We start from the raw sequence: 15,443 nt of genomic DNA, 5'->3' as shown, positions 1-15,443 counted from the left end.
GGCGACGCGGTGCGCGGCGCCCGAATGCAAGCTGCGGCTTATTTGCTGCCGAAGACGCGGTTTTCCTGCTCCGCCACGCGGATAAAGGTGGTGCGCTTGGTCAGCTCTTTCAGACGCTCGGCGCCGACGTAGGTGCAGGCGGAACGCAGGCCGCCGAGGATATCGCGCACGGTAAACTCCACCTCGCCCCGCAGCGGCAGCTTGACGGTTTTCCCTTCGGCCGCGCGATACTCCGCTACGCCACCGACGTGGCGCTTCATCGCCGACTCGGAGCTCATGCCGTAGAACAGCATGAACTTCTCGCCGTTCTCTTCCACCACGGTGCCTTCGCACTCGTCGTGGCCGGCCAGCATGCCGCCCAGCATCACGAAGTCCGCGCCGCCGCCGAAGGCTTTGGCGACATCGCCCGGCACCGAGCAGCCGCCGTCGCTGACGATTTGGCCGCCCAACCCATGGGCCGCGTCGGCGCATTCGATCACCGCCGACAGCTGCGGGTAGCCCACGCCGGTCTTCACGCGGGTGGTGCATACCGACCCCGGGCCGATGCCAACTTTAACGATGTCGGCGCCGGAGAGGATCAACTCTTCCACCATCTCGCCGGTGACCACGTTACCTGCGCAGATGACGTGATCCGGGCAGGCTTCGCGCGCTTTCTGCAGGAAGGCGACAAAGTGTTCAGAGTAGCCGTTGGCCACGTCGATACAGATGAATTTCAGCGCCGGAGACAGGGCCAGGATCTGCTGCATTTTGGCGAAGTCGGCTTCGGAGGTGCCGGTGGAAACCATCACGTGGCGCAGCACCGATTCCGGCATGCGCTGCACGAAGTCAGCCCATTGCTCGACGCTGTAATGTTTGTGTACGGCGGTGAGAACGTCGAAAGAAGCCAGGGCCTCGGCCATGCGGAAGGTGCCCACCGTGTCCATGTTGGCCGCGATAATCGGCACGCCGGACCAGCTGCAACCTGAATGCTTGAAGGCAAACTGACGTTCCAGTTCAACCTCGGAGCGGCTTTTCAGCGTGGAGCGCTTAGGGCGGATCAACACGTCTTTAAAGCCCAACTTCAAATCTTCTTCAATACGCATGACTTATGATTTCCTGGTTAATGGCGACGGATCGCAAGGAGGATATTCGAACCTCTGCCCGGCGGCTTTCCAGTGGCGCAAAAAGACGGCGGCGAGATTAATGCCAGTTCCAGTGACGTTATAATACGCGCTAATAATCGCCGAACAAGACTGCGAATTCGCCTTTATTTACGCTACAATCTGACAAATTTACCTGCATAATCGCAGTGTGATTGCCCGCTCATTTTTGCCGTGCCGCTGCGTTTTTTCTTGCCACCCGATCGGTGCCGATGCGCAAGCGCCGCCTGCCGACTTGCACTTCTGCGCGATCGCTTTATGATTCGACTATTATTTTTTTATGAACATCGGATGCACCTAACACCATGGCCTACATTGTTGCGTTGACCGGGGGCATAGGCAGCGGCAAGACGACCGTCGCGAACGCCTTTGCGCGCCACGGCGCAACCCTTGTCGACGCCGACGTGATCGCCCGTCAGGTCGTCGAGCCGGGCACCCCTGCCTTGGCCGCGATCGCCGAAAGATTTGGTAATGAAATGTTGCTGCCGGACGGCGCGTTGAACCGCGCTGCGCTGCGTCAGCGCATCTTCAGCCATCCCGATGACAAAACCTGGCTGAACCAGCTGCTGCACCCGCTGATACACCGTGAAACCCAGCGCCAACTGGCGCAGGCCACCAGCCCGTACGCGCTGTGGGTGGTGCCGCTGCTGGTGGAAAACGGTCTGCAGGATCGCGCCGATCGGGTGCTGGTGATCGACGTCGACGCCGAAACCCAGCTGGCTCGCACCATCGCGCGCGACGGCGTCAGCCGTGAGCAAGCGCAGAGCATTCTCGCCGCCCAGGCCACGCGCCAGCAGCGCCTCGCCGTGGCGGATGACATTATTGACAACAGCGGCGCCGCTCAGGGGATAGAGCCACAGGTCGCCGCACTGCATCGTCGCTACCTTGAACTGGCGGCAACAGCGCCCCAACAGGATTAAACTGCATGAGTGATGTTTCCCCAACCGTTCTCTTTGAACACCCGCTGAACGAAAAAATGCGCACCTGGCTGCGCATCGAATTCCTGCTGCAACAGCTGCACGGCCAACGCGCCCTGAGCGAGACCGCCATCGCCCTCACCTTCTTTCGCACCGTCTCCGATTTGCTGGACGTGCTGGAGCGCGGCGAAGTACGCACCGAACTGCTCAAAGAGTTGGAACGCCAGCAGCAGAAACTGTTGGCCTGGGCCGATGTGCCGGGCGTGGATATGGCGCTGATCGACCAGCTGCGTGGCCAGCTGAAGTCGCGCTCATCGGCGCTGATGGCGGCGCCGCGCCTCGGCCAGGCGCTGCGCGAAGACCGGCTGATCGGCCTGGTGCGCCAGCGTCTGAATATTCCCGGCGGCTGCTGCAGCTTTGATCTGCCGACCCTGCACATGTGGATGCACGCGCCGCAGCAGGATCGCGATGCCGACGTCGCCGCCTGGCTGCAGTCGCTGGATCCGCTGAACCAGGCGCTGATCATGGTGTTGGATCTGATCCGCCAATCCGGGCCGTTCCGCAATCAAATCAGTCTGAACGGTTTTTTCCAGGACAACGCCGAAGGGGCGGATCTGCTGCGCTTGCGCCTCCATCTGGCACCGCAGCTTTATCCGCAGATTTCCGGCCATAAGACGCGCTATGCCATTCGTTTCCTGCCGCTGGATAGCGAAAATGGCGCGGTGCCTGAACGCCTGACGTTCGAACTGGCCTGTTGTTGAACTTGTGAAAGAAAGCCTTCTCAGCACTGACAGAAGGCGTAAGGAACCGTTATGACGACCGTAGTAAAATGCCCAACCTGTGGCACCGGCGTGGTTTGGGGTGAAGTCAGCCCATTCCGGCCGTTTTGCAGCAAACGCTGCCAGCTGATCGATCTCGGCGAGTGGGCCGATGAAGAGAAGCGCATTCCGAGCAACAGCGATCTGTCGGAAAGCGAAGACTGGAGTGAAATGGACGATCGCTGATCGCCCGCTATTGGCCTGGCGGACGCCAGGCCAAACTGGTTATTGCGCGGCGTTCGCCTGCGCCACCAGCAATTGAATAATGCCGACATTGGCTTCCGGGAACTCGTCTTCACGCAGATCCGCCTGTTTTACCCAGCGCATCGGTTGCCCCTCACGGCCGAACGGCTCACCCGCCCAGGCTTCTACCAGATAAAAATTCAGCGTCACGATACGATCGCTGAAGCGGTGCTCCACCACCTCCAGCAGTTCGGCGCGTTCGGCTTCGATACCGGTCTCTTCCCGCAGCTCGCGGCTCAACGCCTGTTCCGGCGTTTCACCCTGTTCGATCTTGCCGCCGGGAAACTCCCAGAATCCGGCCATGTGCGCGTCAGCGGCGCGGCGGGTAATAAAAATTTCCCGCTGAGCATTACGGATGATGCCCACGGCGATATTCAGATGTTTCATCTCACCCTCCTGATGGGTGTCAAAAAAACAGGGGCTCAGCAAGCTGAACCCCTGGGTGTTATCGGTCAACCGCGGCCGGCATTACTGCAGGCGACCGTGGCACTGCTTGTATTTCTTGCCGGAACCGCATGGGCAAGGATCGTTGCGGCCCACTTTACGCTCGGCGGTCGCCGGCGCATTCGGATCTTCAGTCGCCAGCGCGTTCTCGTCGTGGTGGCTCAGCTGTTGCTGCTGCGCCAGACGCTCGGCCTCTTCACGGCGCTGCTGTTCCAGCGCTTCCACCTCTTCCGGCATCCGCACCTGTACCTTGCTCAGCACGCTGATCACTTCATATTTCAGCGATTCCAGCATGGTGGCGAACATGTTGAAGGATTCACGCTTGTACTCCTGCTTCGGATCCTTCTGCGCGTAACCGCGCAGGTGGATACCCTGGCGCAGGTAGTCCATCGCCGCCAGATGCTCTTTCCACAGAGAATCCAGCGTCTGCAGCATCACGCCCTTCTCGAAGTTGCGCATCATCTCGCTGCCGACCACTTCTTCCTTACGCTGATACTGCTCTTTGGCGTTCTCCAGAATGCGTTCGCGCAGCGTCTCTTCGTGCAGCTCCGGCTCTTTGTCCAGCCACTGGGCGATCGGCATCTCCAGATCGAAGTCGTTCTTCAGGCGCTCTTCCAGCCCCTGAATGTCCCACTCTTCTTCCAGCGACTGCGGCGTGATGTAGTTGTCGATGGTGCTCTTGAACACGTCCTCGCGGATGCTGGCGATGGTTTCGCTCACGTCGGACACGTCCAGCAATTCGTTGCGTTGGCTGTAGATGGCGCGGCGCTGATCGTTGGCGACGTCGTCGTATTCCAGCAGCTGCTTACGGATGTCGAAGTTGCGGCTCTCTACCTTGCGCTGAGCATTGGCGATCGCCTTGGTCACCCACGGGTGCTCAATCGCTTCGCCTTCTTTCATACCCAGTTTACGCATCATGCCGGACACGCGATCCGAGGCGAAGATACGCATCAGGGCATCTTCCATCGACAGGTAGAAGCGGGATGAACCGGCGTCGCCCTGACGACCGGAACGGCCGCGCAGCTGGTTATCGATACGGCGCGATTCATGGCGCTCGGTGCCGATAATATGCAGGCCGCCCGCCGCCAGCACCGCGTCGTGGCGCTCTTTCCAGGCGGCTTTGATAGCTTCGATCTGCTCTTCGGTCGGTTCTTCCAGCAGCGCCACTTCGGCCTGCCAGCTGCCGCCCAGCACGATGTCGGTACCACGGCCCGCCATGTTGGTAGCGATGGTCACCGCACCGCTTTGGCCGGCCTGGGCGACGATGTCCGCTTCCATGGCGTGGAATTTGGCGTTCAGCACCTTGTGGTCGATGCCCGCTTTGGTCAGCTCACGGGACACCACTTCGGATTTCTCGATTGAGATGGTACCCACCAGCACCGGTTGGCCTTTGGCGGTACGCTCGCGGATATCTTCAATGATGGCGCCGATCTTCTCTTTCTCGGTCATGTACACCAGATCCGGCATATCCTTACGGATCATCGGACGGTTGGTTGGCACCACGATCGTGTCCAGCTTGTAGATCGAGCTGAATTCGAAGGCTTCGGTATCGGCGGTACCGGTCATCCCGGCCAGCTTCTCGTACAGACGGAAGTAATTCTGGAAGGTGATCGAAGCCAGCGTCTGGTTCTCGTTCTGGATCTCCACGCCTTCTTTGGCTTCCACCGCCTGGTGCAGACCGTCGGACCAACGGCGGCCCTGCATGGTACGGCCGGTGTGTTCATCGACGATGATCACTTCACCATCTTTCACGATGTAGTCCACGTCGCGGGTGAACAGCACGTGGGCGCGCAGCGCGGCGGTAACGTGGTGCATCAGCATGATGTTGGTCGGCGAGTACAGCGATTCGCCTTCATCCATGATGCCGGCGTCCACCAGCATCTCTTCGATCAGGATCAGACCGCGTTCGGTCAGGTGGACCTGACGCGCCTTCTCGTCCACCGAGAAGTGCCCTTCACCCTTGAAGGTGTCGGAGTCTTCTTTTTCCTGGCGGATCAGTTTAGGGATCAGCTTGTTGACCTTGATGTACATCTCAGAGCTGTCTTCGGCCGGGCCGGAGATGATCAGCGGCGTACGCGCTTCATCGATCAGGATGGAGTCCACCTCATCCACCAGCGCATAGTGCAGTTTGCGCTGCACGCGCTCTTCCGGGCTGAACGCCATGTTGTCGCGCAGGTAGTCGAAGCCGTATTCGTTGTTGGTGCCGTAGGTGATGTCGGCGGCGTAAGCTTCGCGCTTGGCCGGCGCCGGCATGCCCGGCAGGTTGATGCCGATGCTCAGGCCGAGGAACTCGAACAGCGGACGGTTGTTTTCGGCATCACGCTGCGCCAGATAGTCGTTGACGGTCACGACGTGCACGCCGCGGCCGCTCAGGGCGTTCAGGTAGGCCGGCAGCGTCGCGGTCAGGGTTTTACCTTCACCGGTGCGCATCTCGGCGATGCAGCGGTCGTTCAGCACCATGCCGCCCAGCAGCTGCACGTCGAAGTGACGCATGCCGAACACGCGCTTGCTCGCCTCGCGCACCACGGCGAAGGCTTCAGGGATCAGGCTGTCCAGCGACTCGCCTTTCTCCAGGCGTGCGCGGAACTCGTTGGTTTTCGCTTTCAGCTCGTCATCGGACAGTTTTTCCATGTCCGGTTCCATGCGGTTGATCTGCTCAACCACTTTGCGCATGCGGCGCAGGGTACGATCGTTACGGCTGCCAAAAACTTTGGTTAATAATTTCACTAACATGATGTTTGATATCTCTGTCATGACCGCCGAACACGGCAGTCAACTTGCTATTATTTATGGTTTTTGTGCCCGAAGGGCGAGATCAGACGAGGGCGGCGGGCCCGGCGCGAATGCCCTGCACCTGCGCCACCCACAGGCCGGTCTGGTGGCGCGCCAGCGTGGGCAGCACCTCAAGGTGAGTGTGGCGAATGATGGTCGGCGGTTTCGGCTCGTGCGTCAGCAGCGCGTTGAGGGTAGACAGCAGCGCCAGTTGCGCTACCTGCAAAGGGGGTTCCGCTTCGGCTTCGCTCTCCTGCACCCGCGCATAAACCGCCTGCGGCGCCAGCGCGAAAGAGAGGTGACGAATGACGGTGCGCAGCGCATGTTGCTGCCAATAATCTACGCTGAAGGTAGGACGGCGATGCGCGTCCTGCAGCAGGGCCAGGCTGTTGAACGTGCCATTGGCCGAATTTTGCCGGTTAAGGCTGGACGACGTATTCGGCAGTGCGGCCTGATCGGGGGCGCCGGACAAATTGGAAGACGCGCCAAGCGTGGCCGCAACCATCCCTAACAGGAGATGGGGCCAGAAATAACGTCTGCCAAATTGTCGCCAACGATTTAGAATACCGATCACGAGTTTATAATCCGCCGGAGCCCATTATGCGCGATAGCCGTCCACAATTATTAGATGTCCTGTTCGACGACGCGTCTGCCGGCAGCAAAGGGCCGCTGCATAACGTCCAGCAACGCGCGGTGGCGCTGCTCAAGCTTAACCGTGCAGTGAAGGGCCTGTTGCCCGCTCCCCTGCATCCCTGGTGCCGCGTCGCGAATTTCCGACAGGGTATTTTAGTGCTCGAAACGGCAAATGCCAGTTGGATGATGCGCTTGCGCTACGAACAACCCGCTTTGCTGTCTGCACTACGAGCGCAAATTCTACCATCATTGTCGTCGATCGACATCAGGATTAATCCGGCCTTGATGGCGAAAGGCAGCAACCAGGTGCAAAACGCAGAGAAAGCGCCGGAAAAACCCGTGCCGATGCGGCATTTGAGTCTGGAAAGTGCGGAAGAGCTGAGAGGGTTGGCGAGCCGTAGCCCGGAGAAACTGCGCAAGATATTGGAACGGCTGGCTGCATTGGCCGGAGAGGGTACCAACACAACCAGTCGTGATAAGTAATCAGCGACACAAACTGCAAAACAGCCGGCATCATGAGCCTGAATGATCAGGCTCTCAGGGGATGCGCCTGCCGTTATTCGCAGGCGAGGAATTCGGACCTTACGCCAATACGGTAGACGGCGCCTTGAATGCCAACGGCATTTCGGCTTCGTCCTGGAAGGTCACGTATTCCCACGCTTCCTGCTTGGCCAGTACGGCCTGCAGCAGTTTGTTGTTCAGCGCGTGGCCAGACTTGAACGCGGTGAATGCGCCAATGATGTTGTGGCCGCACATGAACAGGTCGCCGATGGCGTCCAGCATTTTGTGACGTACGAATTCGTCTTCGAAACGCAGACCGTCTTCGTTCAGCACGCGATAGTCATCTACCACGATGGCGCAATCGAAGCTGCCGCCCAGGGCCAGGCCGCGGGACTGCAGGTATTCAATGTCGCGCATGAACCCGAAGGTGCGCGCACGGCTGATTTGACGCACGAACGACTCAGCCGAGAAATCAAGACGGTAGCGCTGAGAGCTGGCGTCGATAGCCGGGTGGTTGAAGTCGATGGTGAAGTCCAGGCGGAACCCGTTGTGCGGGGACAGCTCGGCCCATTTGTCGCCGTCTTCAACGCGTACGGTCTCTTTCAGACGCAGGAATTTCTTCGCCGAGTTCAGCTCTTCGATGCCGGCATCCAGCAGCAAGAACACGAACGGACTGGCGCTGCCGTCCATGATTGGGATTTCAGCGGCGTCGACTTCAATGACGATGTTGTCGATGCCCAGCCCAGCCAGCGCGGCGTTGAGGTGCTCAACGGTCGAAATACGCACGTCATGCTCATTCACCAGGCAAGTACAGAGCATGGTATCACGCACGGATTTTGCATCAGCCGGAAAATCAACCGGTGGATTCAAGTCAGTGCGACGATAGATGACCCCGGTATTAGCCGGCGCTGGGCGCATTGTCAGCGTGACTTTCTTGCCGGTATGCAAACCGACGCCAGTCGCCTGAACAATACGTTTTAATGTCCTTTGTTTGATCATCGTTTTATCTCGCAATGTTATCCATCCTACCAGCCAAGCATACAGCATGGCCGGCGGGACAGTTTAGCACAAAGAGCGGAGATTCCAAATTCTCAGGATATTCTTAGTCTGCCTGTTTACGCAGGAAGGCTGGAATATCAAGATAGTCGGGCTCTTTATTCGGCTGCGCAGCTTGGTCGTTGACCACCTTGGCGGCAGGTTTCACTTCCTGCGGCAGAGGCGACATGCCGTGCTGCTGATAACGGTGATCCATCACTGGCTGGCTGGCCTGCTTATTGGTCACCAGAGTGATTTCTGGACGCTTGTCCATACCGATACCGGTTGCAACCACGGTTACGCGCAGTTCGTCGTTCATTTCCGGATCCAGCGAGGTACCGATAACCACGGTAGCGTTGTCGGAAGCGAACGCACGGATGGTGTTACCCACGGTTTCGAACTCATCCAGACGCAGATCGAAGCCAGCGGTAATGTTGACCAGCACGCCGCGCGCGCCGGACAGGTCGATGTCTTCCAGCAGCGGGCTGGAGATCGCCATTTCGGCCGCTTCTTCGGCACGGTCTTCACCGCAAGCCACGCCGGAACCCATCATCGCGTAGCCCATTTCGGACATCACGGTGCGCACGTCGGCGAAGTCGACGTTCATCAGGCCCGGACGGGTGATCAGCTCGGCGATACCCTGCACCGCGCCTTTCAACACGTCGTTGGCCGCACCGAACGCGTCCAGCAGAGAGATCCCGCGCCCCAGCACTTTCAACAGCTTGTCGTTCGGGATGGTGATCAGCGAGTCCACGTGTTTGGACAGCTCAGCGATACCCTGCTCCGCGAATGCCATGCGCTTCTTGCCTTCGAAGTTGAAAGGCTTGGTCACCACGGCCACGGTCAGAATACCCAAATCTTTAGCCACTTCAGCCACCACTGGCGCCGCACCGGTACCGGTACCGCCGCCCATGCCGGCTGCGATGAAGACCATGTCTGCGCCGTCCAGCGCTGCGCGCAGGGCTTCGCGGTCTTCTTCCGCTGAATTGCGACCCACCTCAGGGTTCGCGCCCGCACCCAGACCTTTGGTAATACCGCTACCAATCTGGATGGTTTGGCCAACCGCCGTTTTGCGGAGCGCCTGGGCGTCCGTGTTCACAGCGAAGAATTCAACACCTTCGATGCGCTCGCGCACCATGTGTTCAACGGCGTTGCCACCGCCGCCGCCGACGCCGATGACTTTAATCACCGCGTCATTGGTTAGTTCCATTGGTTCAAACATAGTTTCTCTCCGTTTTGTGCCTGTCGCTGCGAGATCATAAAAAGATTACTCAGCATGATCTCTTTGTTGAAACATTAAAACTCTTTTCTCAGCCAGCTATTGATGCGTTTAAACCAATTGCCCACCGAGGCGCGTTTTTCTACTTCCGTCTCACCGTTCAGGTGAGACTCTTTTCCATAGTGCAGCAGACCTACCGCCGTCGAGTAGTAAGGCTCCTGCGCATAATCCGTCAGACCCGTGATGTTCAAGGGTTGGCCGATGCGTACCTGGGTGTGGAACACCCGTTGCGCACAGGCTGCCAGGCCATCAATCTGGGCGGCGCCACCGGTCAGCACGATACCTGCCGCCAGATGATGCTTCACCCCTTGCTGACGCAGTTGCTCCTGCAATTGCAAAATTTCATCGTTAACCAGATTCAACAGTTCGGTGTAGCGTGGCTCAATGACTTCAGCCAGCGTCTGTCTTTGCAGACTGCGTGGGGGACGTCCCCCAACGCTAGGCACCTCTACATTCTCATCCTTGCTAACAATCGACCCAAGCGCACAACCGTGTCGAACTTTAATCGCTTCCGCGTCGGTCGGCGGCGTGCCAAAGGCGTAAGCGATGTCGCTGGTGACCACGTTCCCGGCGTAAGGGATCACTTTGGTGTGGCGCAGCGCGCCGCCGGTGTACACCGCCATATCCATGGTGCCGCCACCGATATCCACCACGCAAACGCCGAGTTCGCGTTCATCTTCGGTCAGCACCGCGTAGCTCGCGGCCAGACCGGCGAAAATAAGTTGGTCAACTTTCAGGCCGCAACGTTCCACGGCCTTGACGATGTTCTTCGCCATATCGTTATGGCAGGTAATCAGATGCACCTTGGCCTGCATGCGCACGCCGGACAGCCCAACCGGGTTTTTGATGCCTTCCTGATAATCGATGGCGTATTCCTGAGGAATCACATGCAGGATGCGGTGTTCGTCGCGCACGCGCACCGATTTGGCGGTGTGCACCACGTTCTCCACGTCGTCCTGCGTCACTTCCTCTTCCGAGATCGGCACCATACCGATTTCGTTCTGGCAGCTGATGTGCTTGCCCGACAGCGCCAGATACACTGACGAGATCTGGCAGTCCGCCATCAGCTCGGCCTGATCGATGGCGCGCTGTACGCACTTCACCACCGACTCCAGGTCGTTTACGCCGCCCTTATCCATGCCGCGAGACGGGCAGCTGCCCACCCCGATAATGTTGACCATGCCATCGGGCAGAACTTCCCCTACCAACGCGGAGACTTTTGCAGTACCGATCTCCAGTCCAACTACCAGTTTTCTGTCCGTCGACTTGATCATTGTTGTTTTGCCTGTGCCTGATTCTGTTGCTGATTACTGTTTTGCTGACCGCCAAGCGCCTGCGGATCGACCAACACCGGAGCCCACCCTACCGAAGCGCCGGACTCGTAGCGCAGATCGACATAGCTGACACGCTTGCTCTCCGCCTGGCCCTGCTGTTGCAATACCGGGTAAAGCTCGATAAACCGCTGCAAACGCCCGTTGCGGTCATCGCGCCCCAGCTCAAGCCGAACATCGTTGTCCAGCGCCAGCTGCCAGGAATGGCGCGCGGTCATCGCCGCCATTTTCAGCGTATATTTGCTGGCCGCCAACGTGGCGCTCATCGCCCGATAGCCCTCCAGCACATCCTGCTCGCTCCCTTCCGGCCCGTAGAGCAGCGGCAACTTCTGCTTGCCCGCCCGCTCCGCCGGCACGCTGAACGCTTTGCCCTCGGCGTCCACCATGTGCAAATCGTTCCAGCGCGCCACCGGGACGTACTCCACCAGATGGATCTTCAGCTCATCCGGCCATTGTTTGCGCACGCTGGCCTGCTTGATCCACGGCAGACGTTCGATCTGCTGCTGGATGACGTCCACATCCTGCGTCATAAAGGTGCCGGGTGCGCCCAGCGCCAGGATCGCCTGACGAATATCATCGTTAGTGGTGTAGTGGCGTTCGCCGGTCACCACCAGCCTTGAGAGCGGCAGGCGACTGGCGTCTTTCATCCAGCCAAGCACCGCCCAACCGCTCCACACGACCGTTCCCAACACCATCAGCAGGAAAATCATTCCCGCCAACTGGGTTCCATTGCTGCGGCGCGGGCCGTTATCCACCTCGCGATCGCGCGCATTCAGGGCAGCTTGCGACATATCAGTCGGCCAACTCCAAAATTCTCGCCACTAGCTGCGAGAAGCTTAATCCAAACTGGCGCGCTGCCATCGGCACCAGGCTATGACTGGTCATGCCCGGAGAGGTGTTCACCTCAAGCAGATAGAAGCTGCCATCGCTGTCTTGCATTACGTCGACGCGGCCCCAGCCGCTGCAGTCCAGACCGCGGTAGGCGCGCAGCGCCAATGCCGCCATCTCGGCTTCCTGCTCGGCGCTCAAACCGCTCGGGCAGAAGTACTGCGTATCGTCCGAAATGTACTTGGCCTGGTAGTCGTAAAACACACCGGCTGGCTGGATGCGGATCGACGGCAGCACCTGGTCGCCCAGCATTGCCACGGTGTATTCCGGCCCGCTCAACCACTTCTCCACCAGCACATCGTCGTCATGGCGGAAGGCTTCTTCCAACGCCGCTTCCAACGCAGCGCTCTCGGTGACCTTGCTCATGCCGACGCTGGAGCCTTCACGGCTTGGCTTGACGATCAGCGGCAGACCGAGATCCGCCACGCGCGCCAGCAGCGCCGCTTTTTCGGTGCCGAAGTACAGTTGGCGATTCAACGCCACGTAAGGCGCCACCGGCAAGCCCATCGACTGCCACACCATCTTGGTGCGCCATTTGTCCATGGTCAGCGCCGAGGCCATCACGCCGCTGCCGGTATAAGGCAGCTCGAGGAACTCCAGGAGCCCCTGCAGGGTGCCATCCTCGCCGCCGCGGCCGTGCAGCGCGATAAACACTTTGGTGAACCCCTGCTCTTTCAGCTGGGTCACCGGGAAATCGCGGGTATCGACGCCGTGCGCATCGATACCGGCTTCGCGCAACCCGGCCAGTACCGCGGCGCCGGATTGCAGAGAAACGTCACGTTCAGCGGAGGTGCCGCCCAGCAGAACTGCAACTTTATCAGCCATGGTGCTCCTCCTCTTTCTTCGGCGGCTGCAGCTTCAGCTCGGCCAGTTTACGGGCGATTTTGCCCACGTTACCAGCGCCCTGCACCAGCACCAGGTCTTCATCCTGCAGCAGCTGCGCCAGCGTTTCCGGCACGCTATCGGCATCGGAAACCAGGATCGGATCCAGCTTGCCGCGGCTACGGATGGTGCGGCACAGCGAGCGGCTGTCCGCGCCCGGGATCGGCGCTTCGCCGGCGGCGTACACGTCGAGCATCAGCAGCACATCCACCTGCGACAGCACGTTGGCGAAATCGTCGTACAGATCGCGAGTACGCGTGTAGCGGTGCGGCTGGAAGATCATCACCAGACGCTTGTCCGGCCAACCGGCGCGCGCCGCCTTCAGCGTGGCGTCCACTTCGGTCGGATGGTGGCCGTAGTCGTCCACCAGCATCGCGCTGCCCGCTTTGCCGTTGACCGGCTCCAGCGGGAACTCGCCGAGGAAATCGAAGCGACGCCCGGTCCCCTGGAAACCCGCCAGCGCGCGCAGGATATCTTCGTCGTCGATGCCTTCTTCGGTCGCTACCGCTACCGCCGCCGCCGCGTTCAACGCATTGTGGCGGCCCGGTGCGTTCAGCGTCACCGTCAGCAACGGCTTGTCCTGACGGCTCAGGGTAAAGTGCCCCTGCGGCCCAATCTGCCGGTAGTCTTCGATGCGCACATCAGCATCTTCACTGAAGCCATAAGTGGTGATATGGCGACCCACGCGCGGCAACAGCTCGCGCACTACCGGATCGTCGATGCACATCACCGCACGGCCGTAGAACGGCAGGTTGTGCAAGAAATTGATAAACGTCTGCTTCAGGTTCTCGAAGTCGCCCTGGTAAGTGTCCATATGGTCGGCTTCGATGTTGGTGACCACGGCCACCATCGGCTGCAGGTGCAGGAACGACGCATCGCTCTCATCCGCTTCCGCGATCAGATAACGGCTGGACCCCAGTCGCGCGTGGGTGCCTGCCGCCTTCACCAGCCCGCCATTGACGAAGGTCGGGTCCAGGCGGGCTTCGGCATAAATGCTCGAGACCATCGCCGTGGTGGTGGTTTTGCCGTGCGTGCCGGCGATAGCAATGCCGTGGCGAAAACGCATCAGCTCCGCCAGCATTTCAGCGCGGCGGATCACCGGGATGCGCGCTTCACGAGCGGCGACGATCTCCGGGTTGTCGGCGGAGATGGCGGTAGACACCACCACCACGCTCGCATCCAGCACGTTTTCCGGACGGTGATTGAAGTAAATCGTCGCCCCGAGCGCGCTCAACTGTTGGGTCACCGGATTCGGCGCCAGGTCGGAGCCGCTGATCTGATATCCTTCGTTTGCCAACACTTCGGCGATACCACCCATGCCGGCACCACCGATGCCGACAAAGTGAATGTGCCGGACGCGACGCATCTCGGGCACGATAGTACGTAGTTTCGCCAGTTGTTGTGTATTCATCACTCTCTCTAATCCGGATCCGGTACCCCGGCCCTACATCACATTGCTTTTATTCAGGTTCGGCGCGCCGAACCCCTGCACTCGTTACCTGGCGAGCCGCACCAGCTCCGCCGCCACGCGCTCGGTGGCGTCCGGAATGGCGACCGCGCGCGCTTTCTCGGCCATGGCCAGCAGCGTCTTGCGATCCCAGCTCGCCAGCAGCTCGGCCACCACATCGGCGTTGAACTGCGGCTGTTCGATAATCTTCGCCGCGCCGGCTTCTTCCAGCGGACGTGCGTTCCAGTACTGTTGACGATCCTTGTGCATGAACGGCACGAAGATCGCCGGCAGCCCCGCCGCCGCGATTTCGCTGACGGTCAACGCGCCGGAGCGGCAGACCACCACGTCGGCCCAGGCATAGGCGGCTGCCATGTCGTCGATGAACTCGGTCACCTTGTACTGCGTCTGCCCTACCCTCTCGTAGTCGCGCAGCACCGTTTCCAGCGCGCCCTTGCCAACCTGATGCCAGAGCGTCATTCTATCGCCCAAACGCGCCGCGACTTCAGGAACTGTCTGATTCAGCACGCGCGCGCCCTGACTTCCGCCAATCACCAACACACGGATCGGGCCTTCGCGCCCTTGCAACCGCTCCGCCGGCAGTGGCAGCGCCAACACGTCGGTACGCACCGGGTTGCCCACCACCTCGGCGTTCGGGAACGCGCCGGGGAAGGCCTGCATCACTTTGGCGGCGATGCGCGCCAGCCAGCGGTTGGTCAAACCGGCGATGCCATTCTGCTCGTGCAGCACCACCGGGATGCCGCACTGCCAGGCCGCCAGGCCGCCGGGGCCGGAAACGTAACCGCCCATCCCCAGCACCACATCCGGCTGATAGCTGCGCATAATGGCTTTCGCCTGCCGCACCGCCTGCCAGATCCGCAGCGGCGCCGTCAACTGGGCCTTCAGGCCCTTGCCGCGCAGGCCGGAGATGCGGATAAAATCAATCTCGATCCCGTGCTTCGGCACCAAATCGGCTTCCATTCGGTCTGCGGTTCCGAGCCAGCGCACCTGCCAGCCCTGCGCCATCAGATGATGCGCGACCGCCAGCCCCGGGAACACGTGCCCGCCGGTACCGCCTGCCATCACCATTAAACGCTTAGGTTTCCCGCTCATC

General features: G+C 60.2%; 15 protein-coding genes. 4 read left to right on the top strand and 11 right to left on the bottom strand.

The features are described from left to right. Positions 1 to 38 precede the first annotated feature (38 nt). Positions 39 to 1,082 (bottom strand): GMP reductase, encoded by a 1,044-nt coding sequence (locus ACTJJ6_RS15015; protein ID WP_033641262.1) that lies wholly within the window; start codon positions 1,080 to 1,082, stop codon positions 39 to 41. 362 nt (positions 1,083 to 1,444) lie between these two features. Between ACTJJ6_RS15015 and coaE the strand changes: the two genes are divergently transcribed. The 3 genes from coaE to yacG are packed head-to-tail and all read left to right on the top strand — an operon-like array spanning position 1,445 to position 3,060. Then, positions 1,445 to 2,059 carry a dephospho-CoA kinase gene (gene coaE / locus ACTJJ6_RS15010; protein ID WP_079451066.1) on the top strand — a complete coding sequence of 205 codons (615 nt, stop codon included), beginning with the start codon at positions 1,445 to 1,447 and terminating at the stop codon, positions 2,057 to 2,059. A 5-nt stretch (positions 2,060 to 2,064) separates the two neighbouring features. Next, positions 2,065 to 2,817 carry a cell division protein ZapD gene (gene zapD, locus ACTJJ6_RS15005; RefSeq protein ID WP_016929080.1) on the top strand — a complete coding sequence of 251 codons (753 nt, stop codon included), beginning with the start codon at positions 2,065 to 2,067 and terminating at the stop codon, positions 2,815 to 2,817. Positions 2,818 to 2,868: 51 nt separating this feature from the next. Further along, entirely contained in the window at positions 2,869 to 3,060 is a 192-nt protein-coding gene (gene yacG, locus ACTJJ6_RS15000; protein WP_004932737.1) for a DNA gyrase inhibitor YacG, read from the top strand. Between the two features lie 39 nt (positions 3,061 to 3,099). Here yacG and mutT read toward each other — a convergent pair whose 3' ends face one another. From mutT to secM, 3 genes are all read right to left on the bottom strand, one after another. Further along, on the bottom strand, positions 3,100 to 3,504 hold the full coding sequence (mutT, locus tag ACTJJ6_RS14995) for an 8-oxo-dGTP diphosphatase MutT (protein WP_028127851.1): 405 nt from the start codon (positions 3,502 to 3,504) through the stop codon (positions 3,100 to 3,102). An 81-nt stretch (positions 3,505 to 3,585) separates the two neighbouring features. Continuing rightward, entirely contained in the window at positions 3,586 to 6,294 is a 2,709-nt protein-coding gene (secA, locus tag ACTJJ6_RS14990) for a preprotein translocase subunit SecA (RefSeq protein WP_033641260.1), read from the bottom strand. 82 nt (positions 6,295 to 6,376) lie between these two features. Then, a complete protein-coding gene (secM, locus tag ACTJJ6_RS14985) occupies positions 6,377 to 6,907 on the bottom strand; it encodes a secA translation cis-regulator SecM (protein ID WP_033641259.1) in 531 nt (176 codons plus the stop codon). Positions 6,908 to 6,933: 26 nt separating this feature from the next. Between secM and ACTJJ6_RS14980 the strand changes: the two genes are divergently transcribed. Further along, complete coding sequence (locus ACTJJ6_RS14980; protein WP_004932751.1) at positions 6,934 to 7,449, top strand: DUF721 domain-containing protein; 516 nt, start codon at positions 6,934 to 6,936, stop codon at positions 7,447 to 7,449. A gap of 99 nt (positions 7,450 to 7,548) precedes the next feature. Here ACTJJ6_RS14980 and lpxC read toward each other — a convergent pair whose 3' ends face one another. The 7 genes from lpxC to murG all read right to left on the bottom strand — a co-directional run bounded on the left by lpxC (position 7,549) and on the right by murG (position 15,442). Then, positions 7,549 to 8,466: a UDP-3-O-acyl-N-acetylglucosamine deacetylase gene (lpxC, locus tag ACTJJ6_RS14975; protein ID WP_004932754.1), complete on the bottom strand. Its 918-nt coding sequence runs from the start codon at positions 8,464 to 8,466 to the stop codon at positions 7,549 to 7,551. A 103-nt stretch (positions 8,467 to 8,569) separates the two neighbouring features. Continuing rightward, positions 8,570 to 9,724, bottom strand: coding sequence for a cell division protein FtsZ (gene ftsZ, locus ACTJJ6_RS14970; protein WP_004932757.1), 1,155 nt, complete (start codon positions 9,722 to 9,724; stop codon positions 8,570 to 8,572). Positions 9,725 to 9,798: 74 nt separating this feature from the next. Further along, positions 9,799 to 11,055 (bottom strand): cell division protein FtsA, encoded by a 1,257-nt coding sequence (ftsA, locus tag ACTJJ6_RS14965; protein ID WP_197817664.1) that lies wholly within the window; start codon positions 11,053 to 11,055, stop codon positions 9,799 to 9,801. Further along, entirely contained in the window at positions 11,052 to 11,903 is an 852-nt protein-coding gene (gene ftsQ / locus ACTJJ6_RS14960) for a cell division protein FtsQ (protein ID WP_004932761.1), read from the bottom strand. The genes ftsA and ftsQ overlap by 4 nt, the downstream gene beginning before the upstream one ends. A 1-nt stretch (position 11,904) precedes the next feature. Further along, the gene (locus tag ACTJJ6_RS14955) at positions 11,905 to 12,825 is read right to left on the bottom strand and encodes a D-alanine--D-alanine ligase (RefSeq protein ID WP_049300164.1); all 921 of its coding nucleotides are present in this window, start codon (positions 12,823 to 12,825) and stop codon (positions 11,905 to 11,907) included. After that, a complete protein-coding gene (murC, locus tag ACTJJ6_RS14950; protein ID WP_028127852.1) occupies positions 12,818 to 14,293 on the bottom strand; it encodes a UDP-N-acetylmuramate--L-alanine ligase in 1,476 nt (491 codons plus the stop codon). Before murC ends, ACTJJ6_RS14955 begins: the two co-directional genes overlap by 8 nt. Before the next feature lie 84 nt (positions 14,294 to 14,377). Further along, the gene (gene murG / locus ACTJJ6_RS14945; RefSeq protein WP_440802690.1) at positions 14,378 to 15,442 is read right to left on the bottom strand and encodes an undecaprenyldiphospho-muramoylpentapeptide beta-N-acetylglucosaminyltransferase; all 1,065 of its coding nucleotides are present in this window, start codon (positions 15,440 to 15,442) and stop codon (positions 14,378 to 14,380) included. Position 15,443 lies beyond the last annotated feature (1 nt).

The organism is Serratia sp. 22278, assembly GCF_052045405.1.
GTDB classification, from domain to species: Bacteria; Pseudomonadota; Gammaproteobacteria; order Enterobacterales; family Enterobacteriaceae; genus Serratia; species Serratia marcescens.
Note: the sequence above shows the minus strand (reverse complement) of the source record. Positions and strands in the feature narration are given on the sequence as shown.

Bases quoted from the DNA above. Each gene is read 5' to 3' on its own strand.
- ACTJJ6_RS15015 (WP_033641262.1), bottom strand. From the start codon at position 1,082: ATGCGTATTGAAGAAGATTTGAAGTTGGGCTTTAAAGACGTGTTGATC.
- coaE (WP_079451066.1), top strand. From the start codon at position 1,445: ATGGCCTACATTGTTGCGTTGACCGGGGGCATAGGCAGCGGCAAGACG.
- zapD (WP_016929080.1), top strand. From the start codon at position 2,065: ATGAGTGATGTTTCCCCAACCGTTCTCTTTGAACACCCGCTGAACGAA.
- yacG (WP_004932737.1), top strand. From the start codon at position 2,869: ATGACGACCGTAGTAAAATGCCCAACCTGTGGCACCGGCGTGGTTTGG.
- mutT (WP_028127851.1), bottom strand. From the start codon at position 3,504: ATGAAACATCTGAATATCGCCGTGGGCATCATCCGTAATGCTCAGCGG.
- secA (WP_033641260.1), bottom strand. From the start codon at position 6,294: ATGTTAGTGAAATTATTAACCAAAGTTTTTGGCAGCCGTAACGATCGT.
- ACTJJ6_RS14980 (WP_004932751.1), top strand. From the start codon at position 6,934: ATGCGCGATAGCCGTCCACAATTATTAGATGTCCTGTTCGACGACGCG.
- lpxC (WP_004932754.1), bottom strand. From the start codon at position 8,466: ATGATCAAACAAAGGACATTAAAACGTATTGTTCAGGCGACTGGCGTC.
- ftsZ (WP_004932757.1), bottom strand. From the start codon at position 9,724: ATGTTTGAACCAATGGAACTAACCAATGACGCGGTGATTAAAGTCATC.
- ftsA (WP_197817664.1), bottom strand. From the start codon at position 11,055: ATGATCAAGTCGACGGACAGAAAACTGGTAGTTGGACTGGAGATCGGT.
- ftsQ (WP_004932761.1), bottom strand. From the start codon at position 11,903: ATGTCGCAAGCTGCCCTGAATGCGCGCGATCGCGAGGTGGATAACGGC.
- ACTJJ6_RS14955 (WP_049300164.1), bottom strand. From the start codon at position 12,825: ATGGCTGATAAAGTTGCAGTTCTGCTGGGCGGCACCTCCGCTGAACGT.
- murC (WP_028127852.1), bottom strand. From the start codon at position 14,293: ATGAATACACAACAACTGGCGAAACTACGTACTATCGTGCCCGAGATG.
- murG (WP_440802690.1), bottom strand. From the start codon at position 15,442: ATGAGCGGGAAACCTAAGCGTTTAATGGTGATGGCAGGCGGTACCGGC.